General features: G+C 63.3%; 23 protein-coding genes and 1 pseudogene. 5 read left to right on the top strand and 19 right to left on the bottom strand.

Annotated elements, in window-relative coordinates; all coding sequences use genetic code 11:
- Window positions 1-20 precede the first annotated feature (20 nt).
- Window positions 21-731 (top strand): DNA alkylation repair protein, encoded by a 711-nt coding sequence (locus MAXJ12_RS20815; RefSeq protein ID WP_040587143.1) that lies wholly within the window; start codon window positions 21-23, stop codon window positions 729-731.
- Between the two features lie 100 nt (window positions 732-831).
- On the opposite strand, the gene lpxB is transcribed toward MAXJ12_RS20815, so the two are convergent.
- The 16 genes and pseudogenes from lpxB to MAXJ12_RS20735 form a co-directional block, all read right to left on the bottom strand.
- Window positions 832-2001 (bottom strand): lipid-A-disaccharide synthase, encoded by a 1170-nt coding sequence (gene lpxB, locus MAXJ12_RS20810; RefSeq protein ID WP_008837953.1) that lies wholly within the window; start codon window positions 1999-2001, stop codon window positions 832-834.
- Entirely contained in the window at window positions 1998-2888 is an 891-nt protein-coding gene (locus MAXJ12_RS20805; protein WP_139043967.1) for an LpxI family protein, read from the bottom strand. Before MAXJ12_RS20805 ends, lpxB begins: the two co-directional genes overlap by 4 nt.
- The gene (gene lpxA / locus MAXJ12_RS20800; protein ID WP_008837951.1) at window positions 2875-3705 is read right to left on the bottom strand and encodes an acyl-ACP--UDP-N-acetylglucosamine O-acyltransferase; all 831 of its coding nucleotides are present in this window, start codon (window positions 3703-3705) and stop codon (window positions 2875-2877) included. The genes MAXJ12_RS20805 and lpxA overlap by 14 nt, the downstream gene beginning before the upstream one ends.
- A 15-nt stretch (window positions 3706-3720) precedes the next feature.
- Entirely contained in the window at window positions 3721-4188 is a 468-nt protein-coding gene (gene fabZ, locus MAXJ12_RS20795; RefSeq protein WP_008837950.1) for a 3-hydroxyacyl-ACP dehydratase FabZ, read from the bottom strand.
- Window positions 4181-5239, bottom strand: coding sequence for a UDP-3-O-(3-hydroxymyristoyl)glucosamine N-acyltransferase (gene lpxD / locus MAXJ12_RS20790; RefSeq protein WP_008837949.1), 1059 nt, complete (start codon window positions 5237-5239; stop codon window positions 4181-4183). The genes fabZ and lpxD overlap by 8 nt, the downstream gene beginning before the upstream one ends.
- A gap of 51 nt (window positions 5240-5290) precedes the next feature.
- Window positions 5291-7666 (bottom strand): outer membrane protein assembly factor BamA, encoded by a 2376-nt coding sequence (gene bamA / locus MAXJ12_RS20785; protein WP_008837948.1) that lies wholly within the window; start codon window positions 7664-7666, stop codon window positions 5291-5293.
- Window positions 7667-7884: 218 nt separating this feature from the next.
- The gene (gene rseP / locus MAXJ12_RS20780) at window positions 7885-9024 is read right to left on the bottom strand and encodes an RIP metalloprotease RseP (RefSeq protein WP_008837947.1); all 1140 of its coding nucleotides are present in this window, start codon (window positions 9022-9024) and stop codon (window positions 7885-7887) included.
- Between the two features lie 109 nt (window positions 9025-9133).
- Window positions 9134-9949, bottom strand: a complete 816-nt coding sequence (locus MAXJ12_RS20775) for a phosphatidate cytidylyltransferase (RefSeq protein ID WP_040587165.1) — start codon at window positions 9947-9949, stop codon at window positions 9134-9136.
- A gap of 11 nt (window positions 9950-9960) precedes the next feature.
- A complete protein-coding gene (locus MAXJ12_RS20770) occupies window positions 9961-10680 on the bottom strand; it encodes an isoprenyl transferase (protein WP_244421534.1) in 720 nt (239 codons plus the stop codon).
- Window positions 10681-10712: 32 nt separating this feature from the next.
- Entirely contained in the window at window positions 10713-11273 is a 561-nt protein-coding gene (frr, locus tag MAXJ12_RS20765; protein ID WP_008837944.1) for a ribosome recycling factor, read from the bottom strand.
- Between the two features lie 40 nt (window positions 11274-11313).
- A complete protein-coding gene (gene pyrH / locus MAXJ12_RS20760) occupies window positions 11314-12036 on the bottom strand; it encodes a UMP kinase (RefSeq protein WP_008837943.1) in 723 nt (240 codons plus the stop codon).
- 103 nt (window positions 12037-12139) lie between these two features.
- Window positions 12140-13063 (bottom strand): translation elongation factor Ts, encoded by a 924-nt coding sequence (gene tsf, locus MAXJ12_RS20755; RefSeq protein WP_040587159.1) that lies wholly within the window; start codon window positions 13061-13063, stop codon window positions 12140-12142.
- 115 nt (window positions 13064-13178) lie between these two features.
- A complete protein-coding gene (gene rpsB / locus MAXJ12_RS20750; RefSeq protein ID WP_008837941.1) occupies window positions 13179-13985 on the bottom strand; it encodes a 30S ribosomal protein S2 in 807 nt (268 codons plus the stop codon).
- 222 nt (window positions 13986-14207) lie between these two features.
- On the bottom strand, window positions 14208-15509 hold the full coding sequence (locus MAXJ12_RS20745) for a hypothetical protein (protein ID WP_008837940.1): 1302 nt from the start codon (window positions 15507-15509) through the stop codon (window positions 14208-14210).
- A gap of 147 nt (window positions 15510-15656) precedes the next feature.
- Window positions 15657-15923 (bottom strand): annotated as a pseudogene (locus MAXJ12_RS20740) (DUF4031 domain-containing protein); the annotation flags it as partial.
- 12 nt (window positions 15924-15935) lie between these two features.
- Window positions 15936-16763, bottom strand: coding sequence for a cell envelope integrity EipB family protein (locus MAXJ12_RS20735; protein WP_008837938.1), 828 nt, complete (start codon window positions 16761-16763; stop codon window positions 15936-15938).
- A gap of 135 nt (window positions 16764-16898) precedes the next feature.
- Between MAXJ12_RS20735 and MAXJ12_RS20730 the strand changes: the two genes are divergently transcribed.
- The 4 genes from MAXJ12_RS20730 to MAXJ12_RS20715 all read left to right on the top strand — a co-directional run bounded on the left by MAXJ12_RS20730 (window position 16899) and on the right by MAXJ12_RS20715 (window position 19850).
- Window positions 16899-17363, top strand: coding sequence for a RidA family protein (locus MAXJ12_RS20730; RefSeq protein ID WP_008837937.1), 465 nt, complete (start codon window positions 16899-16901; stop codon window positions 17361-17363).
- A 7-nt stretch (window positions 17364-17370) separates the two neighbouring features.
- Window positions 17371-18099 (top strand): glycerophosphodiester phosphodiesterase, encoded by a 729-nt coding sequence (locus MAXJ12_RS20725; RefSeq protein ID WP_008837936.1) that lies wholly within the window; start codon window positions 17371-17373, stop codon window positions 18097-18099.
- A 37-nt stretch (window positions 18100-18136) separates the two neighbouring features.
- Complete coding sequence (locus tag MAXJ12_RS20720; protein ID WP_008837935.1) at window positions 18137-19360, top strand: GNAT family N-acetyltransferase; 1224 nt, start codon at window positions 18137-18139, stop codon at window positions 19358-19360.
- 61 nt (window positions 19361-19421) lie between these two features.
- Entirely contained in the window at window positions 19422-19850 is a 429-nt protein-coding gene (locus MAXJ12_RS20715; protein WP_008837934.1) for an HIT family protein, read from the top strand.
- Between the two features lie 9 nt (window positions 19851-19859).
- Here the strand turns inward: MAXJ12_RS20715 and MAXJ12_RS20710 are convergent, their stop codons facing one another.
- The 3 genes from MAXJ12_RS20710 to MAXJ12_RS20700 are packed head-to-tail and all read right to left on the bottom strand — an operon-like array spanning window position 19860 to window position 21391.
- Window positions 19860-20282, bottom strand: coding sequence for an ACT domain-containing protein (locus MAXJ12_RS20710; protein WP_008837933.1), 423 nt, complete (start codon window positions 20280-20282; stop codon window positions 19860-19862).
- 15 nt (window positions 20283-20297) lie between these two features.
- On the bottom strand, window positions 20298-20648 hold the full coding sequence (locus tag MAXJ12_RS20705; protein WP_008837932.1) for an AzlD domain-containing protein: 351 nt from the start codon (window positions 20646-20648) through the stop codon (window positions 20298-20300).
- Entirely contained in the window at window positions 20645-21391 is a 747-nt protein-coding gene (locus MAXJ12_RS20700; protein WP_040587155.1) for an AzlC family ABC transporter permease, read from the bottom strand. Before MAXJ12_RS20700 ends, MAXJ12_RS20705 begins: the two co-directional genes overlap by 4 nt.
- Between the last annotated feature and the right edge of the window lie 22 nt (window positions 21392-21413).

Below are 21413 nucleotides of genomic sequence, written 5' to 3'. Positions count from 1 at the left end.
GGAAAAATAGGCGCCCGCCGATGGCTGAACTTTCGCCCGGTTCCAGCGCTGAGGAAGTCCTTGCTCACCTGCGCTCGATCGGTTCGGAGGAGAACCGTCGTGGCATGCTGCGGTACGGCATCAGGATCGATCGCGCGCTCGGCATCCCGCATGGCGTGCAACGGCAGATCGCCAGAAAGATCAGGCGCAACCACGAACGCGCCTTCGAGCTTTGGGCGAGCGGCATCACGGAGGCGCAGTTCATCGCTTCCGTCACCGCCGACCCCAAGCGGCTTACCGTAGACGATGCAAGGGCTTGGGCGGCCTCGTTCGATTCCTGGGACATCGTCGACGGCGTGTCGGACCTGTTCGTGGACACGGATCACTGGCGGGAACTGATCGATGAGTTCGCTGCCGACGAGCGCGAATTCGTTCGGCGCACGGCCTTTGCCATGATTGCCTGGTCAGTCGTTCACCGGAAAAAAGAGCCCGACGCCACCTTTCTCCATTTCCTGCGATTGATTGAGGTTCACGCCGCGGACGAACGCAACTTCGTGAAGAAAGCCGTCAATTGGGCGCTGCGTTGCATCGGCAAGCGCTCGCTCGCGCTTCACGCGCCAGCCGTTGCGCTGGCAGAAAAGCTCGCCGCCTCGCCGGACAAGACGGCGCGCTGGATTGGCAGGGGCGCCGTCAAGGAATTGACCGACGCAAAGACTTTGGCGCGGCTGGAAAGCAAGAAGCGCAGCGATTGAGTACAAACGGCGCCTCGAGGCAGGCGATGGGCGGCAGGCGCCGGGATATATCGTCGCTACTGGCGCGGCTGGAAAAGTAGCCGCGTACCATGCGGCCGGCCTAATGTTTCTCGATGTGGCGGAGCACGACTTCCGCTGCGATTTCGCCTGATGGGCGGTCGGTGCGCATGCGCGATGCGACTTCGGCGAAGCCGTCCTTCTGCCAGGCCCTGAGCGCGGTGTCGGCCCACAGCGCCTCGATGTGGCGTGCCAAGTTCTCGGGCCGGACATACTGGTTGTAGAATTCCGGGACGATCGGCCGGTCGGCTATGAGATTGGGCAGGAGCGCGGACCAGACGGTGACGAGCCCCTGGATGAGCCGCGCGACCGGGTCGAGCCGGTAGCTCGACACGGAGGGGACACCGGCCAGCGCCAGTTCCAGCGAGACCGTTCCCGAGGCGATCAGCGCCGCGTCGGCCTCGCCGAATGCCTGCCATTTGCGCGCCTGGTCGAGAATGATCTCGGGCTTCTCGGCCCAACCGGAGACCGCGGCTTCGATAGTGCCGGCGACGTGCGGCACTGTCGGCAAAAGCAGGCGCATGCTGTGGCCGCGTGAACGCAGCACTGAAACGGTTTCGCCGAAAACGCCGATGTGGCTCCTGACCTCGCCCTTGCGAGAGCCGGGAAGTAGGAGCAGCGTCTTCTCACGATCACCGGACAAGTCGCGCTGCGCACCCTGCATCGAGCTTGCCAGCTTCACGCCCTCGTCCTGGGTCAGGCGATGGCCGACATAGGTTCCGGGCGGGCCGCCGAGACGCTGCAGTTCCGCCGCCTCGAAAGGCAGAAGGCAAAGAATATGATCGACGTGCGGCCGCATTGCCGGCGCCCTGCCCGGCCGCCAGGCCCAGACGCTCGGGCAGACGTAATGAACAATCGGGATGGAGGGATCCTGCGCTCGCACTTTCCTGGCGACGCGCAGCGTGAAATCCGGGCTGTCTATGGTGATCAGGCAGTCGGGTTTTTCGGAAACGACAGCGCTTGCTGTCTGGCCGATGCGGCGGATCAGCCGCGGCAGGTCGCGCAGGATGGCGCTGACGCCCATCAGCGCGATTTCGCTCGCATCGAACAGCGGCGAAAGGCCGAGTTCCTGAAGATGCCGGCCGCCTGTCCCGACAAGCCGGACTTCGCGGCCGGTGAGGCGCTGCAGCGCGCGCACGATGTCTGCGCCCAATAGATCGCCGGATTCCTCGCCGGCTATGATGGCGATCTTGAGTGGGCTGGTCTCGCTCATTGTGCGCCGCCCGCCTGCAGGCCGACCACGAACAAGCCGAGCGCATCGGCGCGTTTGACCGTCTCGCCAAAATCCAGCACCAGCGAGTGGCCGGCTTCGACGCCAATGCCGGCAAGGCCTGCGGCGTGGGCGGCATCGACTGTGGCCGGGCCGATCCCCGGAAGGTCGGCGCGCAATTCCTGGCCGGGCTTGGCGCATTTGACGAGAACGCCGCGCTTCCTGCCGCCGACGCGGCCGTGATGGCGCAGTTCCTTCACCCGCTGGAGCAGCCCGTCCGTTCCTTCCACGCCCTCCAGCGCCACCACCCGGCCGCCGATCGCCACCGCCGCCTGGCCGATATCGAGCGCACCGATGGCGCGGGCGGCAGCGAGTGCAGCGTCAAGGTCGGCCAGATCACCTTTTTGCGGCCTGGCGTGAGTCATCGGCCCTTCGGACGCGAGCAGGTCCGGAACGATTTCGTGAGCGCCGACCACCTTGAAGCCTTCAGCTTCGATCTCGCCGATAATGACCCTGAGCAACCCGTCATCGCCGCGCGCCAGCGCCATCAGGATCTTCGGCAAGATGCGAAACAAGGCGAAGGTCGGCCGGATTTGCCGCCAGTGCGGGCGGCGGCCTACCCCGCCCGCGAGCACGACGTGGGTGATTTTGTGGCGCTTCAGGAGCGGCACTAGAGAGCCGATCTCTTCCAGCGCCAGCCTGTCATGCTCGAAGGACGCCAGTTTCGGATCGTCGTCCGCCTCGCCGGCCAGCATCACGATGAAAGGCGAGTGGCCGGCCTCGGCGAGGCCCTCGGCGACGTTGACGGGCAACCTGCCGCTGCCGGCGACTACGGCGACCCTGTCGCCGGCTCCAAGTTTGATGCGGCGTTCCGCGTCAGCTCTCGTCATCGTCGGCGTCATCGGCCCCGGCCTTCAGCGGCGGCACGGCGTAGTGGCGCTTGCCGCGCGCGCCGATAAAGTCGACGATCTTCATCGCTGCGGGGGAATCGGCGAATTCGACGCGGGCGATCTCGACATTTTCGGCGACCGGACGCGCCGGGTCGAAGATGGTGCGGTAGGCGCGCCGCAGCGCCAGGATTTCGGCCCGCGACATGCCGGAGCGCTTCAGCCCGACGACGTTCAATCCGCGCAGTTTGGCGCGATTGCCCATGGCGATGGCGTAGGGGATCAGGTCGCCGACCAGCATCGAGCCGCCGGCCAGGAAGGCGTTGTGACCGATGCGGACGAACTGGTGGACGGCGCTCAAGCCGCCTATCGCGACGTTGTCGCCGATCTCGCAGTGGCCGCCTAGCGTCGCGCCGTTGGTCAGCGTGACGTTATTGCCGACGGTGCAGTCATGCGCGACATGCGAATAGGCGAGGAAATTGCCATTGTTCCCAACAATGGTCGCGCCGCGCGCATTGTCGGTGCCGGTGTGCATGGTGACGAATTCGCGGATGGTGCAATTGTCGCCGATGGTCAGCGTCGTGCGCCCGCCCTTGTGACCGGTATTCTGCGGCGGGCCGCCAAGCACCGCTTGGGGATAGACGACGCAGTTTTCGCCGATCGTTGTCGCGCCGATCACCGTGACATGGCTGACGAGGCGCGTGCCCGCGCCGATCACAGCATCCTCGCCGACATGGCAAAGCGGTCCGACGGCGGCGCCTGCCGCAATCTTGGCGCCCGGCTCGACCACGGCCGAGGGATGGATGGAAACGTCTGTCATCAAGTCTTTTCCGCGTCAGGCTACCGGCGGCGACATCATCGCCGAGATTTCGGCTTCAGCGGCTTTCGCCCCGTCGACCATGGCCTCGCAGGCGAAGCGCCAGATATTGCCGCGTTTCTTGAGCTTCTTTACGTGGATTTCAAGGCGGTCGCCCGGCACGACCGGACGGCGGAACTTGGCGTTGTCGATGGTCATGAAATAGACCAGCGACGGCTTGTCGGTATTCTGGCTGCGGATGCAGATGGCGCCGGCGGTCTGCGCCATCGCCTCGACGATGAGGACGCCGGGCATGACCGGCTGCTCGGGAAAATGGCCCTGGAAATGTGGCTCGTTGATGGTGACGTTCTTGATGCCGATCGCCGAATTGTCTTCATCGATCTCGATGATCTTGTCGACCAGCAGGAACGGGTAACGATGCGGCAGAAGTTTCATCAGGCCGAGAATATCGACGGTATCGAGCGTCGCCGGCATCGTATCAGCCATTATCATCACCTTTTTTCGGCCTGGCCTGGGCCAGTCTGCGTATCATGGCGAACTCGCGCATGGCTTCCTTCATCGGCTTCGCCGGATAGCCGGCCCAGACTTCGCCGGCCGGCACGTCATGCATGAACCCGCTGCGCGCCGCAAGCTGCGCCCTGTCGCCGATCACCACATGGTCGGCCAGTCCGACGCCGCCGCCCATCAGGACGTTGTCGCCGATGGTGACTGAGCCGGAAATGCCCGTCAGGCCGGCAATGATGCAACCGCGGCCGATGCGGACGTTGTGGGCGATCTGGACAAGGTTGTCGATCTTGGTGTTCTCGCCGATGACGGTATCGGCCATCGCGCCGCGGTCGATGGTGGAGTTTGCTCCGACCTCAACATTGTCCTGGATGATCACGCGGCCGATCTGCGGAATGCGCTCAGGTCCGCCGCGGCCCGCGACGAAGCCGAAGCCGTCCTGGCCGATCTTTGCGCCGGCATGGATGATGACGTGGTTGCCGATCAGCGCATACTGGACGGTGGCGTTGGGCCCGACATAGGCGTTGCGGCCGATCTGCGAATTGCGGCCTATCACGGCATTCGGCGCGATAATGGTGCCGGCTCCGATCGCGACCCCTGCCCCGATCACCGCGCCGGCTTCCACGACGACGCCGGCTTCGAGATGCGCCGTCGGGTCGACATGCGCGGCGGGCGAGATGCCGGTTTCGCCGGTTATCGCGCCGGGTGTTGCCGCATCGGGATAAAGAAGGCGGCCGACCATGGCGAAGGCCCGCTGCGGTGTAGGCGTGACCAGCACGGCGACGCCGGAAGGCGCGCGCCCGGCTATGTCAGGCGTGACCAAAACCGCCGCAGCGTTCAACTTGTCGAGCAGCGAAGCATTGCGCTTGCCTTCGACGAAGACAAGCGCGCCCTCGCCGCCGGTGGCGGCCGACGCGATGGTCGAAATGACGGTTGCGGAATGGGCGCCGTCAACAAGTTCGGCGCCGGTAAGGCTTGCGATCTCGCCCGCCGAATAGCGTCGTGACGGCACGAAGAAGACCGGGTCTGACATGCAAGCCTTTTCTTCCGGGCCATCCAGGCCCGGAAGCATGGTTCCAACCAATCAGAAGCGGGTCGAAATACCGAAATTGAAGTTCTGTTCCTCGTCGTTGTCTTCCTTGACGACCGGAACCGCGTAATCGATGCGCAACGGACCGAAGGGCGACGCCCAGATCAGGCCGGCGCCAACCGAAGCGCGCCACTCCATACCGGTGCCGGTGATCGTCAGACCAGCCTCCTCCCGGATGTCGTTGCCGTACAGCGTCGCGGCGTCAGCGAATACCGCACCGCGAAGGCCGAAGCTTTCCGGGACGACCGGGACCGGGAATTGCGCCTCGACTGAAGCGTTGAAGTAGGTCGTGCCGCCGAGGTGATCCTTCGTGTCGGCGTCGTAAGGTCCGATACCGTCGAACTCGAAACCCCGGATCATGCGGTCGTTGCTCTTGAAGTGATCGAAAATTCGAAGGTCGCTTTCCGAGCCGAAGCCGGTGATATGGCCGCCGCCGACGCTAACTAGGCCGACAACGTCCATCTCTTCCGAGAGAGTATGATAATAACTGCCACGCCCCGTCAGTTTTACGTATTCTGCATCGCCGCCAAGGCCGGCTACCTCAGTGGTAAAGGTCGCATAGATACCCGCATGCGGGTTCTTTACGTCATCGATGGTGTTGTAGAGAAGCGTGCCCGAAACTGAAGATTTGTTCCATGGGCTGTTCTCGATGCCATCGATAATGGCTTCCGAGACATCGCAATCAGCATCAGGAACGCCGTTGCCGTCCTCGTCGCAGCTTTCCCGGTACTCGTACTCTTCCTGCGTGAAGTTGTACGCCAGTTGCGTGCTGATGTTCTCGGTGATGGGAAGGCCGAAGCGCACGGTCGCGCCGGTCAGTTCGCTTTCATAATCGTCGTAGCGGCGGGTCTGGCGGAAGACATCGAAGCCCGCCGCGATGCGCCGGCCGAGGAAGTAGGGCTCGGTGAAGGACAGCATGAAATCGCGCGAATCCTTGCCGCCGCCAGCCGAAAGCCGGATGAACTGGCCGCGGCCGAGGAAGTTGCGCTCGGTGATCGCGCCTTCGATCGAGGGTCCGGGCGTCGAGCCGCCCGTCGTATAGCCGGCGCCGATCGAGAATTCGCCGGTCGATTTCTCAAGAACGTCGACGACCAGCACAACCTGGTCCGGCTCCGAGCCGGGGGCGGTCGCGATCTCGACTCGCTCAAAGTAATTAAGGGCTTCGAGCCGCCTCTTCGCGCGCTGGATCAGCACCTGGTTGAATGCATCGCCTTCGCTGACGTCGAACTCGCGGCGAATGACATAGTCGCGCGTGCGGGTGTTGCCGCGAATCTCGATGCGTTCGACATAGGTTCTCGGACCCTGATCAACCGTATAGACCACCGAAATGGTGCGGTTCTCGAAATTACGGTCGCCGCGCGGCGTGACCTGCGCGAAAGCATAACCGAGACCGGCAACATGCTCGGTAAGGGCGATGATGGAATCTTCGACATCCTTGGCGCTGTAGACCGAACCGGGGCTGGTTTCGACCAGCGAACGCAGCGATTCGCCATTGACGCCCGCAATCGAGCTCTCGACGCTCACGTCGCCGAAGGTGTAGCGCTCGCCTTCATCCACCGTGATCGAGACGGTGTATTCGTTGGTTGCTTCGTTGAGCTCACCGAAGGCCGAGACGACCTGGAAATCGGCATAGCCGCGGTTGTAGTAGAAGCGGCGCAGCGCTTCCTCGTCCGCGCGCAGGCGCTCCTCGTCATAGATGTCGTCGCGCAGCAGGAACGACAGAATGGTCGAGCGCTTGGTGGCGATGACGTCGGAGAGCCGGCGGTCGCTGAAGGCGTTGTTGCCGGTGAAATTGATCGAGGCGATCTTGGTGCGGTCGCCTTCATTGATCTCGAAGACGACGTTGACGCGGTTATCGCCGAGGTCGATCGTCTTCGGGGTGACGGTGGCGTCGTTGCGGCCAATGCGCTGGTAGGCTGCGCGAATCGCCTCCGCATCCGATTCCAGCGAGGCGGGCGAGAACGTGCCGCGCGGCTTGAGCTGGACAGTGCCTGCGAGCTGCGCGTCCTTGATCTTCTTGTTGCCCTGGAAAAGGACCTGATTGACGACCTGATACTCGGAAACCTGCACCACCAGCGTCGAGCCGACCTGGTTGATGCGAACGTCGGAGAACAGGCCCGTGCCGAACAGGCGCTTCACGGCCTCGTCGATGTCGGCGTTGGAAAACGACCTGCCGGGGCTGATGGAGAGATAATTGCGGATGGTTTCGGCGTCGACACGCTGACTACCACGCACGTCAATGCTGCTGACAACCGCCGCCTCGGCCATCGAAACTGATGCAAACTGCAAAACGGCTGCGCCAGGAACTGCCAGAGCAGCAGACACAGCCACCGCGGAAGCGGCGCTCAAAAACTTCGTAACTGCCTTCATCGGGCTTAAAAACCTTTTCTCGAAGTCCCCACGGCGAGAAAACCGGACGTGCGGTAAATTTCCCATACCGTATTAACCGGATTTTCCCTACACGCAAGGCTTCTGGTTAATTTGCGTTTACTTCGCCATTCCGCGTGGCTTTCGCGTCACGCATATTCCCCGCGATGGTAAACGCCGTCGTAACAACGGCTGTCGTCAGCCCGAATTTCTTCATGTTTTCAGCACCCAAACAGGTCGTTCCAGAAAACGAACGCCATGAAGGCGAGAACAAGAATCATCCCCGTTCGATACACCGCTTCCATCATGCGCTCCGATACGGGACGCCTGATGACAGCCTCTATGCCGTAGAAAACCAGATGGCCCCCGTCCAGTGGGGGAATCGGCAGAAGGTTCAAGAATCCTATGCCGACGGAGAGCAGCGCGATCAGCTCGACCAGCCGTTCGAAGCCGAGCTTGGCTGCCTTGCCGGCCATGTCGGCGATCTTGATCGGGCCACCGAGCTGGCATTTGTCCTCGCGCCCGACCGCGAAGCGCTTCAGGAACTGGCCGGTGCGCGCGATGATGCGGCCCGTCTCGTTCACGGCCTCCGCCACCGCGCCAGGCACGCTATATTCGATGACGCGGAACTGGCCGACTTCGTTGTTGTTGACCACTCCGATGACGCCGATGCGGAAAGTGTTGCCGGCGGCGTCCTTCTGCTCGGTGACTTTGGGTGTCGCCGTCAGTTCGACCTCCTTGCCGTCGCGCAGCAGCACGAAGACGAGCGGATCGCCGGCACGGCCTGAGACGTGGTACTGGACGTCGGCGAAGGTCCGCACCGGACTGCCGTTGACACTGACGAAACGGTCGCCGGGCATAAAGCCGGCGATTTCGGCGGGACTGCCGGCCTGAACTTCCGCGATCATCGGTTCCGACACCACGCGGCCATAGGTCATGAAGAACGTCGCAAGCACGGCGATGGTCAGCAGGAAATTGAACAGCGGCCCGGCGACGACCGTCGCCGCGCGTTTCCAGACCGGCTGGGTGTGGAAAGCCACATGGCGTTCGGCCGGCGTCAGCTTCTCGGCTTCCTCGGCATCGGGCGTACTGGTGACGTTCATGTCGCCGACGAATTTGACGTAGCCGCCGAGCGGGATGGCCGAGAGCTTCCAGCGCGTGCCATGGCGATCGTTGAAGCCGAATATCTCGGGACCGAAGCCGATGGAGAAGGCCTTGACGCCAATGCCGCACCAGCGGCCGACGAGATAGTGGCCCATCTCATGCACGAACACGACAACGGTCAGCACGAACAGGAACGGCACGATGGTGCCGACAAGCAGGCTGTCTAAGCCGAACAGCGTTGAAAACAACTCGTTCAAATCGTGCCCTCGATCAAAACCGCCATTGCGACGATCGCGCCGCGGACTGTGACCTCAATCCCGGCGAATCCGTGGCGTCGGTATACTGGAAACCCGGGTGGTGTTCCGCTCAGAGCGGAAACAGGCCACGCGCCGGATGATCGGCGCCGCCCGCCATCCAGCCGATGACGTATAGGGCAAACGCCGCCGCGACAAGCCCGTCGACGCGATCCATGACGCCGCCATGGCCGGGAATGATGGCGCCTGAATCCTTCACGCCGCAACGCCGCTTGACCCAGGATTCGAACAAATCGCCCATCTGCGAGACGACGGACAGCAGCAGGGCGACAAGGCCAAGGACGGAAAGATTGGCGACGCCAGCAAGAGCTGCGGCGATGAGGCCCGCGGCAAGCCCGCCGACTGCGCCGCCGATCGCGCCGCTCCATGTCTTGCCCGGAGAGATCGCCGGCGCGAGTTTTGGACCGCCGATTGTGCGCCCGGCGAAGTAGGCGAGGATGTCGGTCGCCCAAACAGTCGCGAACAGGAACAGGATGGCGACGAGCCCGGAATGGTCGCCGCCGCGAAGAAAAGCCAGTGAAACGGCTGAAAAACCAGCATAGGCGAGGCCGATCGTCGGCCATGATCCCTGCCCGCGAACGAGGCCAACCGCGATTGAAGCGACCACGGCGCCGGCCAAGACGAGCAGCACCGTTGCGGCCGGCAGGCCAGCCAGCAACGCCAAAAGAACGGCCGCCAGGAACAGCGCCGTGAGCATCTGGTAGGAGGCGTTGGCTACGGTGCGGGACATTGCGCACCATTCGTAGAAGATCGCAGCGCCGATCAGGGCGGCAAACAACCGGAACGGCAGCCCACCGAGCCAGGTCAGCCCCAGTACGACGATCGCCAGCACGACCGCCGAGAGAAAGCGAAGCTGCAGGTTGCTCAACTGGGCGGCGCTCACAGCGCCACATCCCGGGCCGACACGCCGCCGAAACGCCGCTCGCGCGCGGCGAACTCCCTGAGCGAATCGGCGAAATGCTCGCGGGTGAAATCGGGCCAATAGCAGGGAAGGAAGACAAGTTCGCTATAAGCTGCCTGCCAGAGCAGGAAATTCGACAGCCGCATCTCGCCGCTGGTGCGGATGACGAGGTCGGGATCCGGAACGTCGCGCGTGTCGAGCGCCTCGGCCACGATCTCTGCCGTGATATCGCCGGGAGCGATGCTCCCCGAGACCGCAGCGGCGGCCAGCTTTTGCGCGGCCCGCGCGATCTCGTCGCGGCCGCCATAGTTGAAGGCGATGACGAGGTTCAGCGCATCGTTGCCGGCGGTCAGAGCCTCGGCCTCTTCGAGCAATATCTTAATGTCGCCCTGCAAGCCGGCGCGTTCGCCGATGATTTTTACCCGCACGCCGTTCTGGTGAAGCTCGGCGAGATCGCGCCGGATGAACAGCTTCAGGAGCCCCATCAGGTCGCTGACTTCGGATTTCGGCCGCGACCAGTTTTCCGACGAGAACGCATATACGGTAAGCCAGGAGACGCCGAATTCGCCGGCTGCCCGCACGGCCTGCCGCAGCGCCTCGACGCCCGCGCGATGCCCGGCGAGGCGTGGAAGGCCGCGAGCCTTCGCCCAGCGGCCGTTTCCATCCATGATGATCGCGACATGCGCGGGCGTTGTCATTTCTTCGCTTTCGGCCGCGGCAATGCCGCGCATCAGACGTGCATGATCTCGGCTTCTTTCGCCGCCAGCAGGCCGTCGATCGAACTGATCGTCTCGTCCGTCAGCTTCTGGATGCGGTCGGCCTGCTTGCGATGCTCGTCCTCGCTAATATCGCCGTCCTTTTCAGCCTTTTTAAGGTGATCCATGCCGTCGCGGCGAACATGCCGGGCGGCGATGCGCGCGTTCTCGGCATAGGTGTGGGCGATCTTGACCAGTTCCTTGCGGCGCTGCTCGTTGAGTTCGGGCAGCGGAATGCGCAGCGTAGTGCCGTCCATGATCGGATTGAAGCCAAGATTGGATTCGCGAATGGCGCGATCGACGGCTCCGACCATCGACTTGTCCCAGACCGAGACCGAGATCATCCGCGGCTCCGGCACCGAAACCGTCGCGACCTGGGTGATCGGCATGGCGGAGCCATAGGCCTGGACCATGATCGGATCGAGCAGGTTGCTGGACGCCCGGCCGGTCCTGAGCGAAGCCAGATCGTGCTTGAACGCGTTGATCGCTCCATCCATGCGGCGATGAATGTCGTTGAAGTCTGCCCCGCTGGTCATTTTCACTCTCCTCGGCCCCTACAATCGGACCAATTCGTCTTCAGGTGTCGGCGACGATCGTGCAGCGACCGCCACCGGTTAGGATTTCGCCGAAACCACCCTTCTCGTGGATCGAATAGACGATTATCGGGATGTTGTTTTCGCGCGCAAGCGCAATTGCGGCCGTGTCCATGATCGACAGGCCCTGATTGATGACATCGGCATGGCTGATGCGGCTGTAACGCACCGCTGAAGGATCCACTTTCGGGTCGGCGGAGTAGACGCCGTCGACTTGCGTGCCCTTGAACAGGGCGTCGGCGCCGATCTCGGCGGCGCGCAATGCGGCGGCAGAATCCGTGGTGAAGAAGGGATTGCCGGTGCCGCCGGCGAAGATGACCACCTTGCCCTGGTTCATGTAGGCGGTCGCCTGGCGCTGCGAAAAGCTTTCGCAGAGTTCGGGCATGGCGATCGCCGACAATACGACCGCATCGACGCCGAGCTTGACCAGCGAGGTGCGCAGCGCCAACGAATTGATGACGGTTGCGAGCATGCCCATGTGGTCGCCGGTGACGCGGTCGCCGCCCTTGGAAGCGACGGCCACACCGCGAAAGATATTGCCGCCGCCGATGACGACGCCCACTTCGACCCCGAGCGCCCTCGCCTCGGCGATGTCGGAGGCGATGCGGTCGACGACCGAGACGTCGATGCCGAAATGCTGTTCGCCCATCAGCGCCTCGCCCGACGCCTTCAAAACCACGCGCCGGTACAGGGGTTTGCTCGTCATCGCTTCCTCGTCGGTATCGTGTTCATGCGCGCGATACACGAAGGGCACCGCGTTGTCACGCGATGCCCTCCTCATAAGCCGCCATGAAAGGCTTGATGCAGCGTTACTTTTTCACTGCCGCCGCAACTTCCGCCGCGAAGTCGCTTTCTTCACGCTCGATGCCTTCGCCGAGCGCAAAGCGGATAAAGCCGGTGATCTTGGCCGGCGCGCCAATTTCCTTCTCGGCTTCCTTGAGCGCAGCCTCGACCGTGATGTCGGGGTTGAGCACGAAGGACTGCTTCAGGAGCACGACTTCCTCGTAGAACTTGCGCAGGCGGCCCTCGACCATCTTTTCGATGATGTTGTCCGGCTTGCCCGATTCGCGGGCCTGCTCCGTGAAGATCGCCCGCTCGCGCGCGACGGCGGCCGGATCGATCTGCTCGGCGGTCAGCGCCAGCGGGTTGGTGGCCGCGACATGCATCGCAACCTGGCGGGCAAAGGCGCGGGCGGCGTCCGCATTGCCCGCGGTCTCGATCGCGACCAGCACGCCGAGCTTGCCGAGGTTTTCAGCGACCGCGTTGTGGACATAGGTCGCGACAGCGCCTGCGCCGACCGACAGCTTCGCCGAGCGGCGGAACGACAGGTTCTCGCCGATGGTGCCTACTGCATCCTTGATGGCCTGCGTGACAGTCTTGTCGGTGCCCGGATACTTGGCGTTGGCGACGGCTTCGGTTTCGCCGCCAACAGCCAGCGCCACCTGCGCCACGTTGCGCACGATTTCCTGGAAGGATTCGGCGCGAGCGACGAAGTCGGTCTCCGAGTTGACCTCGACGACGACGGCCGAAGTCGCGTCGCCGGCGACGCCGACCAGGCCTTCAGCCGCGGTGCGGCCGGCCTTCTTGTCGGCCTTGGCGATGCCCTTGGCGCGCAGCCAGTCGACGGCCGCTTCCATGTCGCCATTGGTTTCGGCGAGCGCCGCCTTGCAATCCATCATGCCCGCGCCGGTCATGTCGCGGAGTTGTTTGACCTGTGCTGCCGTAATGCTCATTTTTGCCTCTTGGATCGAAATGCGCGAGCGCACCACCGAGTGCTCGATGATGCGCCTGCCGGCGACGCGGCAATCCGCGTCGCAAGGAATTAGGGCCGGAACCGGCCCCGTCGATTTACGCTTCGGGAGCGCCGGCTGCCGCTTCGGGAGCGCTGGCCGCCGGCGTCTCGTCGAGTGTCGGCTCGACCGGCGCTTCAGCGGCGGCGCCGACATCGACGCCAAGGGCGCCCTGCTGGCGCGCAATGCCGTCGATCGCAGCCTTGGCGATCAGATCGCAATAAAGCTGGATCGCGCGCGCGGCGTCGTCATTGCCGGGGATCGGGAAGTCGATCTTGTCCGGGTCGCAGTTGGAATCGATGACGGCGACGACCGGGATGCCGAGACGCTTGGCCTCGAGAATGGCGATCGCTTCCTTGTTGGTGTCGATCACAAACATCAGGTCGGGCGTCGAGCCCATGTCCTTGATGCCGCCGAGCGCCTTGTCGAGTTTCTCGCGCTCACGCTGAAGGTTCAGAAGCTCCTTCTTGGTGAGGCCGCCGCTGCCTTCGCCGGCCAGGATCTCGTCGAGCTTGCGCAGGCGCTGGATCGAATTCGAGATCGTCTTCCAGTTGGTCAGCATGCCGCCGAGCCAACGCGAATTGACGTAGTACTGGGCCGAACGCTGGGCCGCATCGGCGATGATGTCCGAAGCCTGGCGCTTGGTGCCGACGAACAGCACGCGGCCGCCCTTGGCGACGACATCGGAAACCTGCTTCAGAGCCTGATGCAGCATAGGCACCGTCTGCGAGAGGTCGATGACGTGGATGTTGTTACGGGCGCCGTAGATGTACGGGGCCATTTTCGGATTCCAGCGGTGGGTCTGGTGGCCGAAGTGAATGCCAGCTTCCAATAGCTGGCGCATGCTGAAATCAGGCAGAGCCATTCTTTGTCCTTTCCGGTTAGCCTCCACGGACACTTGACGTTTCTGGGAATGTTCCCTTGACGCCACCGGAGGTTTCAGCCGGATTTCTCCCGGGCAGACACCAAAGTCCGTGTGTGGAATGAGCGCGCATATAGAGGGAACGGCGCTACAATGCAACCCGGCGCAGGAATGCGATCATCCGGCTTACCGCAGGTGAACAGGATGCACCCCGCAACCTGGACTTTATCGGCGGTAGAACGGATTTGAAAAGGTTTTCGAGAACCCGCCGGCGTGCAGGCCGTCATTGATCTCATCCAGCGCCGCCTGCATGCGGCGGCGGATCTCAGCCATGGCTTCGGTGGGCGTGCCTCGATAATCGTTCATCGCGAGCGGTTCCGGCACCCGGATATGGGCGCGGCGGGGTCCGGCCGGCTGCGGCATGAAGCGGTTCAGCGTGTCGCGCAGCGTGCCCTTGCAGTAGTCGTTGCGGATGCGCTTGATATGCTCGGCGATCCCCTCCTGCGTCACGGCTTTGCTGGTGAAGGCGAAATCGCCGACGCGCTGGACGCGCATAATGGTTTCCGACAGCGACTTCACCTGCTTGCGCAATTCCGGATCGGCGGAGCTGTTTTCACGAAGGAAGCGCCGCGCGCTCCGCATAGTATCGCCGCGGCCCGACGGAGTAGCCTCGGGCAGGAGTTCGCATAGCCGGTCGTGCATGGCTTCGATCAGGCGCTTCTGGCGCGACCTGAATGGAGCCGCGCGATCCGCCTGAACGCCGTTCTTTTCCTCATCCCGGGACAGCAAGGTCTCGTAGATGCGGTAGACCCGGTCGGGAAGTGCGATCGACCGCGGCGTCGGCTCGATCTTCAGGCTACGCTCGACATAGGCGCATTCCCTCATCAAATCCGCTTCGACGTCGCGGGTGAAAGCCAGTTTCCAGACGATAGGCGCAATCCAGGCATCGGGATCGCGTCCGGCCTCGCGGCCGCGTTTCAGCGCCTCCAGCGCCATCTCGGCGGCGCCCGGCATCAACGGCGCGACATAATCGCCGTGCCAGCCGACGCTGCCTTCCGGATGAAGCAGCACGCCGTGACCTGTCAGCGCCCAAGAAACCGAATGCTCGCGCGCGGCCTGGCTGTTGCCCGGAATCTGCGCGATCAGATTGTTGGCGAGCCAGAATTTCTGCGCCGCTTTGCCGAGGCCGTTGACGACGCCGTTGGTCGCCCAGAACGCGGCCAGCGGACAGACATGCGAGGCGATCTCCTTGTCGATCATCCAGTCGGTGAAGAATTCGGGATGATTGGGCGTGATGAAGGTCGCCTTCCCCTGCCCGCACGCAGCGGCAAGCCGGGCGCGGTCGGCTTCGGGAAAATCGATGTGGCGGATATTTGCGATGCCGCGCAGGCCCGCGATCCTGTTGAACGGAGGAATGTCGCGGAAGCCGAGGACGCCACGCAGCATGAGGACGCGGTTCACTACCGTCATCGCCTTGATCAGCGGCACGCTGGGTTCGGGCGCCACGAAAGTGTCCAGCCTGCTCAAATCTGCCTCCCGCGAACAAGTAGCTCAGATGCAAGCTGTCGCGGAATTGAGGCGGGTTCAAGTCAAATTTGAACGATGTTCAAGAAATTTCTGGGATTGGTTTATGACCGCTGGAAACGCGCTTGGGGCCGGGACTGCCGCGGAGACCTTGCCATTCTTTACGCGCACCCTGCGGCAGACGGCGACAATCTCGCTGCGGCTGCAAGCGACTGCGCCGAGCCGCACCGCCCGGTCGCGCTCGAATGCGGTGATGTCATAGTGCGGCGCGGCAGTTTTGGGCGGGCCCTGGTAGGATGATCGATGCAGGCCGAGCTTTGCCGCGAAAGCGTGGAGTTCCGCCAGATCGTCGGCCATCAGATGGCACCAGCGCCGGCCCGCAAAGCGCCATATCGCTTCGTCGACATAGACGGCCACGCGGGAAGATCGCTACTGGTTGCAGTTTTGAGGGGCTGGATCGAAAAGCGCGAGGTTGACCAACTTGCCGGTCATGGAGAAGTCGCCGTAGTCCATCACCAGATCGCGCGTCAGGCCGTTTTCGTGCAGCTTGAAGCTGATGCGGTATTCCGGCACTTCCTCGCCGCCTTCGGTCGACTCGTCGAAATAGGCGATATCGACCGGCCAGAACTTTTCCTTGGCGAGGCCGGCTAGCGCCGGGGCTTCCGGATCGCTCTTCTCGACCGGTTCCTTCTTGCCAACCACGACAGTGGTGGTCATCACTTCGTCACCGTCTTCGGAACCGTCGAAGATGCTGGTTTCATAGAAATTCTCGCCGGTGTTGGCCTTGCCGATCAGTTCGACGAGATGCTGTGTGGGAAACTGCGTGCGCTCCAGTTCGACGCTGTTCTTTTCCGGCTTCTCGATGTCGACCTTCAACCCGTCCGCCTCGCGCCGCGCAGTGCCCTTGAGCTCGCGCTCCAGCGTCTGGTCGGTGAAGGATTTGGTCACGAAGGAAAAGGTCTTGCCTTCCGCATCCTCGAAGGTCGTCGTCTGCTGGTCGGTCAGTCGCGAGCTCTCGCTGGTGTCGATCTGGGTGACGAAGCGGAACTTGACTGTATAGCCTTCGCAGGCAGAGCCGTTGAATTCATAGACCATGCGTCCGGATAGACCGGTTATGCCGGAGCGGTCAGAGGCTTCGTCGAGCACCAGGTCGTAGACCGCGCGATGCGGCACAAGCGGCGCGGCGGCAAAAGCCGGCGCGGCAATGAGCGCCGAAGGCGAAACAAGGGCTAGCAGGGCAAGGCGCATTGCGCGCATGTAATCACTCCGGTCCGCATTACGGCGGCTTGGCCGCGTCACGCTGTGCAGTCTAAAAAAAGTCGTGGCGGAAGCGAGGCAAAAATAGCACGTTCGACCAGACAACCGCATCATACCAAGACATAGGGAAAGACAATGGGCGAAACAATCGAAAAGCGGCTGAGCGATCTCGGTGTCACACTGCCGGCGGCTGCGGCGCCCGCCGCCAACTACGTGCCTTTCATGCGGACGGGCAATCTCGTCTTCACCGCGGGGCAGCTGCCGCTCAAGGAGGGCAAGCTGCAGGTCACCGGCCTGCTCGGCCGGGACGTGGACACTGCCGCCGGCAAGGAAGCGGCAAAACTCTGCGCAATCAACATATTGGCGCAGGCGAAGGCCGCGATCGGCGACCTGGAGAAGATCAGGCGGCTGGTGAAGATCACCGTCTTCGTCGCCTCTGCGCCCGATTTTACCGAGCAGCATCTTGTCGCCAACGGCGCGTCCGACTTCCTGGTCGCGGTGCTGGGCGAGCCGGGAAAGCATGCGCGTTCCGCGGTGGGAACCGCCTCGCTGCCGCTCAATGCGGCTGTCGAGATTGAAGCTGTGATCGAAGTTGCGTGAGGCGAGCATGAAAAATCTGTCTTGGCTGACCGCGCAGCCGATCGCTCATCGCGGCCTGCACGATTGCAACAATCTGGTCTGGGAAAACACGCTTCCTGCCTTCGAGGCGGCGGCGGCGAGAGGTTATGCCATCGAGTGCGACGTGCGCCTGACCAGCGACGGTGTGCCGGTCATTTTCCACGATGAGGGCCTGTTCCGGCTGACGGGAACCGACGGCCATGTCTGGCAAAGGACGGCGCGCGAGATGGCGGCGCTACGCGTCGGCGGCACCGGCGACCATCCGCCTTCGCTGAAGGAGATGCTCGATCTGGTGCATGGGCGCGTGCCGCTGGTCGTCGAACTCAAGGGCGTTCCCGGCAGGGATGCCGGCCTGGTCGAGCGGGTCTGCGCGCTGCTTCACGATTATGGCGGCAAGACCGCGATCATGTCATTCGACCACTGGCTGATCCGGCAGTTTGCCGCGCACGCCCAGGACATCCCGACTGGACTGACCGCCTGGGGTGAGGTCGATCACGAGTTGGAGGCGCATTTCTCCATGCTGGCGCACGGCATCTCCTTCGTTTCCTACGCCGTCGACTGCTTGCCCAACCGTTTCGCCGGCTTCGTGCGGGAGAGGCTCGGCATGCCCGTCATCACATGGACGGTTCGCGACGAACCGGCGGTGGAACGGACATTCGCGCATGCCGACCAGATGACGTTCGAAGGCTTCATGCCTCAGGCCGTGCTGGCCGCATAACCTTGCGCAGCCACATTTCGATCGTAGATAAGGGCGGATGACCACCAGCGAAGACGAAGCCGGAATGAAAGCTGCGGATGGCGAATATGCGATCCGCATAGCGGCCAGCATCGACGCTTTCACGCGCGAGGAATGGGACGGCTTTGCCGGCGCCTCGCGCGATTGTACCGGAACCGCATACAACCCGTTCGTTTCGTATGATTTTCTGAGCATCCTGGAAGAATCCGGCTGCGCCGCGCGTCGCTCCGGCTGGCAGGGGCACCACCTGCGGCTCGAAGCTCCGGACGGCACGGTTCTCGGCGCCCTGCCCTGCTATGCGAAGTCGCACAGCCAGGGCGAATATGTGTTCGACCATGGCTGGGCCGACGCCTTCGAGCGCGCCGGCGGGCGCTACTATCCCAAATTGCAGGCGTCGGTGCCATTCACCCCGGCAACCGGCCCTCGCCTGCTGGTCAGGCGCGGCGCGAACGGAGCCGCGGTCAAGGCCGCGCTGGCCGCCGGCCTGAAGCTGGTGACAGATCGCCTTGGGGTTTCCTCCGCGCATGTCACCTTCGCCGAGGCGGCCGATATGACAGCGCTGGAAAATGCCGGATTCCTGGCGCGGACCGACCAGCAGTTCCATTTCTTCAACGAGGGCTATTCGAGCTACGACAATTTTCTCGCCACGCTCGCCTCGCGGAAACGCAAGGCGCTGAAGAAGGAACGCCGCGAGGCGCTCACCAGCGGCATATCGATAGACTGGCTGACCGGCAACGACCTGACCGAGGCGGTCTGGGACGACTTCTTCGCCTTCTATATGGACACGGGCAGCCGCAAATGGGGCCGGCCGTACCTCAACCGCACATTTTTCTCGCTGGTCGGGGAACGAATGCGCGACGACGTCCTGCTGGTGATGGCCAAGCGCGGCGGACGCTATATCGCCGGCGCAATCAACTTCATCGGATCGGATACACTCTACGGCCGCAACTGGGGCTGCATCGAGGATCATCCCTTCCTGCATTTCGAAGTCTGTTACCACCAGGCCATCGACTTCGCGATCCAGAAGGGTCTGCGGGTGGTGGAGGCCGGAGCGCAGGGCGAGCACAAGCTGGCGCGCGGCTACCGGCCGGTGACGACGCATTCGGCGCACTACATCGCCCACACCGGCCTCCGGCGGGCGATCGACGATTATCTCGAGCGCGAACGGGCCGAAGTGGCGCGGATGAGCGAATATCTCGAGGAGCACGGCCCTTTCCGCAAGTCGCCGGATCTCAATGTTTGACCATTGAATCAATTCCGGCCAGCGGCAAATATGGCCGGAACCGACAGACCGAGAGGCACGAATGGCGACTTATGACGACAACAACATCTTCGCAAAGATCCTGCGCGGCGAACTCCCGGCGCACAAGCTTTACGAGGACGCCGATACATTCGCGATGATGGACATCATGCCGCGCGGCGACGGCCACTGCCTCGTGCTCCCGAAAAAGCCGGCGCGCAATATTCTAGACGTCGATCCGGACAGGCTGGCAGCCGTTATGCGCACGACGCAGAAGCTGGCGCGCGCCTTGATGAAGGCGTTTTCGGCTGACGGCGTGACGGTGCAGCAATTCAACGAGCCGGCCGGCGGACAGGTAGTGTTCCACCTGCATGTCCACATCATTCCACGCTTCGAGGGCGTAATGCTGGGACAGCCTGGCGGACCGATGGAGAAGCCGGAAGTGCTGGCGGCGAATGCGGAAAAGATCCGCGCGGCGCTTAGCGCCACGTAAGGAAAACAGTTATTCGCGAGGGGTTTCCGCGCTTTCCCTCTGCAGGGCCTTGAGCGCCGCGAGGGCTCTATCGGCGTCGGCTGCAGGCACGAAAATGTGGTCGTGGTGGAATGCTGCGACGACATTGGCCCCAATGCCTTCACGAGCCAGCCTGGCCGAGAACGCCGCGGTCAGGCCAACCGCCTCCAGGCTCGAATGCACGGTCAGCGTGATCATGCGCATAGGTGCGGCGCCGGCTAGCCCCTCCTGCTCGGCGGCCTCGCGGCGAAGGATCAGCGTCAGGCCTTCCATCTCGCGAAACATGCCAAGCGGATCGAGACGCGCCAGGTCTGCGAGTTCCATGTTGGGGAGCGTGCAGAAGACGAACTCGCCGTCGTGCAGTTCCGGTGCCATGCCGGCTAGAAGCTGTTGCAGGTCGTCGATGCCGGTCATCCGCTTTATCTCAAACTAGCCATAGTAGAATAAGCCCGCGGCAAGGACCGCCTCGGCAACGATGATGCCGACCAGAACCCGCTTGCCCAGGAAAAAGTAGGCGGCGAAACCGAGAGCCGCCGCACCTATGCGCAAGCCGAGTGGCGTCGCCCCCAGAGCGCCGCTGGGAAAGATGATGAGGTTACCGATAACGGCTGCGACCAGCGCCGTCGCCACGGCCCGGACCAGCACCAGCAGATCCGAATCCTCGGAAATACGTCCGCCGAAATAGACGCCGAGAAAGCGCCAGGCGTCCGTAGCGAGCCAGCCCGCGACGAGGATAAACAGGAACGGCCACCACCATGCGTCAATCGATGTGAACGTCATGGGGCGTGCCTCCGCCGCGACAGCCGATGGAAAGCGTAAGCGGCAAAGCCGCCGATCAGGCCCGCCGCGAGCAGATCGTATTGCGGCGCAAACATATGGAAAAGCGGCCCCAGGCCCAATCCGAGAACCATCGCGACATGCCCTGCCCGCTCGCGCGCCGAGCCCCAGAGCGAGGTCAGGAAATACATCGGCGTCAGAAGGAACAACGCCGCCGAAACCGCCGGCGGCAGCCTGTCGGCGACGAGGAAGACGATAGCAACGACGGCCATGTTGGCCAGCACCAGCGTCGAACCGATGCCGGCATACCAGGAGGTTCGCATGTCGCGCGGTATGCCACCGATGCGTTCCATGGCGATCACCCATGAGGTGACGGCGACAAAATGGGAAAGCACGTAGAGCACCCATTTCGGCGTGCGCCCGGCTTTAAGTTCAGGCACCAGCGCCACCACCATCGGCATCAGCCGGACCGAAGAGAGCGCGACCGCGAAGGCGGCGGCCGGCAGCGAAGCGCCCGACAGGATCGCGCCGATCAGCACGACCTTTCCGGGCAAGGCCCATACCACACCGGTCATGAACACTGTCTCGGCCAGCGTCAGTCCGGCCTCCTTGGCGAGGCCGGCGAAGCCGACAAAGGCGCTGGCAAGGATCAGCCCGGGAATAGATACCGCCGCTCGGACGCCGCGCAGATACCAGTGGCGGCGGCTGGCGATGGTCGGCGCATGGGGAGTTGCGTCATCAGGCATCGGCTTGCCGGATAACATAGGC

Source organism: Mesorhizobium alhagi CCNWXJ12-2, assembly GCF_000236565.1.
Classification (GTDB): domain Bacteria; phylum Pseudomonadota; class Alphaproteobacteria; order Rhizobiales; family Rhizobiaceae; genus Allomesorhizobium; species Allomesorhizobium alhagi.
This window is presented reverse-complemented; position numbering and strand designations above follow the sequence as displayed.

Coding starts and splice junctions, on each gene's coding strand:
- MAXJ12_RS20815 (WP_040587143.1), top strand. CDS start 21: ATGGCTGAACTTTCGCCCGGTTCCAGCGCTGAGGAAGTCCTTGCTCAC.
- lpxB (WP_008837953.1), bottom strand. CDS start 2,001: ATGAGCGAGACCAGCCCACTCAAGATCGCCATCATAGCCGGCGAGGAA.
- MAXJ12_RS20805 (WP_139043967.1), bottom strand. CDS start 2,888: ATGACGAGAGCTGACGCGGAACGCCGCATCAAACTTGGAGCCGGCGAC.
- lpxA (WP_008837951.1), bottom strand. CDS start 3,705: ATGACAGACGTTTCCATCCATCCCTCGGCCGTGGTCGAGCCGGGCGCC.
- fabZ (WP_008837950.1), bottom strand. CDS start 4,188: ATGGCTGATACGATGCCGGCGACGCTCGATACCGTCGATATTCTCGGC.
- lpxD (WP_008837949.1), bottom strand. CDS start 5,239: ATGTCAGACCCGGTCTTCTTCGTGCCGTCACGACGCTATTCGGCGGGC.
- bamA (WP_008837948.1), bottom strand. CDS start 7,666: ATGAAGGCAGTTACGAAGTTTTTGAGCGCCGCTTCCGCGGTGGCTGTG.
- MAXJ12_RS20770 (WP_244421534.1), bottom strand. CDS start 10,680: ATGACAACGCCCGCGCATGTCGCGATCATCATGGATGGAAACGGCCGC.
- frr (WP_008837944.1), bottom strand. CDS start 11,273: ATGACCAGCGGGGCAGACTTCAACGACATTCATCGCCGCATGGATGGA.
- pyrH (WP_008837943.1), bottom strand. CDS start 12,036: ATGACGAGCAAACCCCTGTACCGGCGCGTGGTTTTGAAGGCGTCGGGC.
- tsf (WP_040587159.1), bottom strand. CDS start 13,063: ATGAGCATTACGGCAGCACAGGTCAAACAACTCCGCGACATGACCGGC.
- rpsB (WP_008837941.1), bottom strand. CDS start 13,985: ATGGCTCTGCCTGATTTCAGCATGCGCCAGCTATTGGAAGCTGGCATT.
- MAXJ12_RS20735 (WP_008837938.1), bottom strand. CDS start 16,763: ATGCGCGCAATGCGCCTTGCCCTGCTAGCCCTTGTTTCGCCTTCGGCG.
- MAXJ12_RS20730 (WP_008837937.1), top strand. CDS start 16,899: ATGGGCGAAACAATCGAAAAGCGGCTGAGCGATCTCGGTGTCACACTG.
- MAXJ12_RS20725 (WP_008837936.1), top strand. CDS start 17,371: ATGAAAAATCTGTCTTGGCTGACCGCGCAGCCGATCGCTCATCGCGGC.
- MAXJ12_RS20720 (WP_008837935.1), top strand. CDS start 18,137: ATGACCACCAGCGAAGACGAAGCCGGAATGAAAGCTGCGGATGGCGAA.
- MAXJ12_RS20715 (WP_008837934.1), top strand. CDS start 19,422: ATGGCGACTTATGACGACAACAACATCTTCGCAAAGATCCTGCGCGGC.
- MAXJ12_RS20710 (WP_008837933.1), bottom strand. CDS start 20,282: ATGACCGGCATCGACGACCTGCAACAGCTTCTAGCCGGCATGGCACCG.
- MAXJ12_RS20705 (WP_008837932.1), bottom strand. CDS start 20,648: ATGACGTTCACATCGATTGACGCATGGTGGTGGCCGTTCCTGTTTATC.
- MAXJ12_RS20700 (WP_040587155.1), bottom strand. CDS start 21,391: ATGCCTGATGACGCAACTCCCCATGCGCCGACCATCGCCAGCCGCCGC.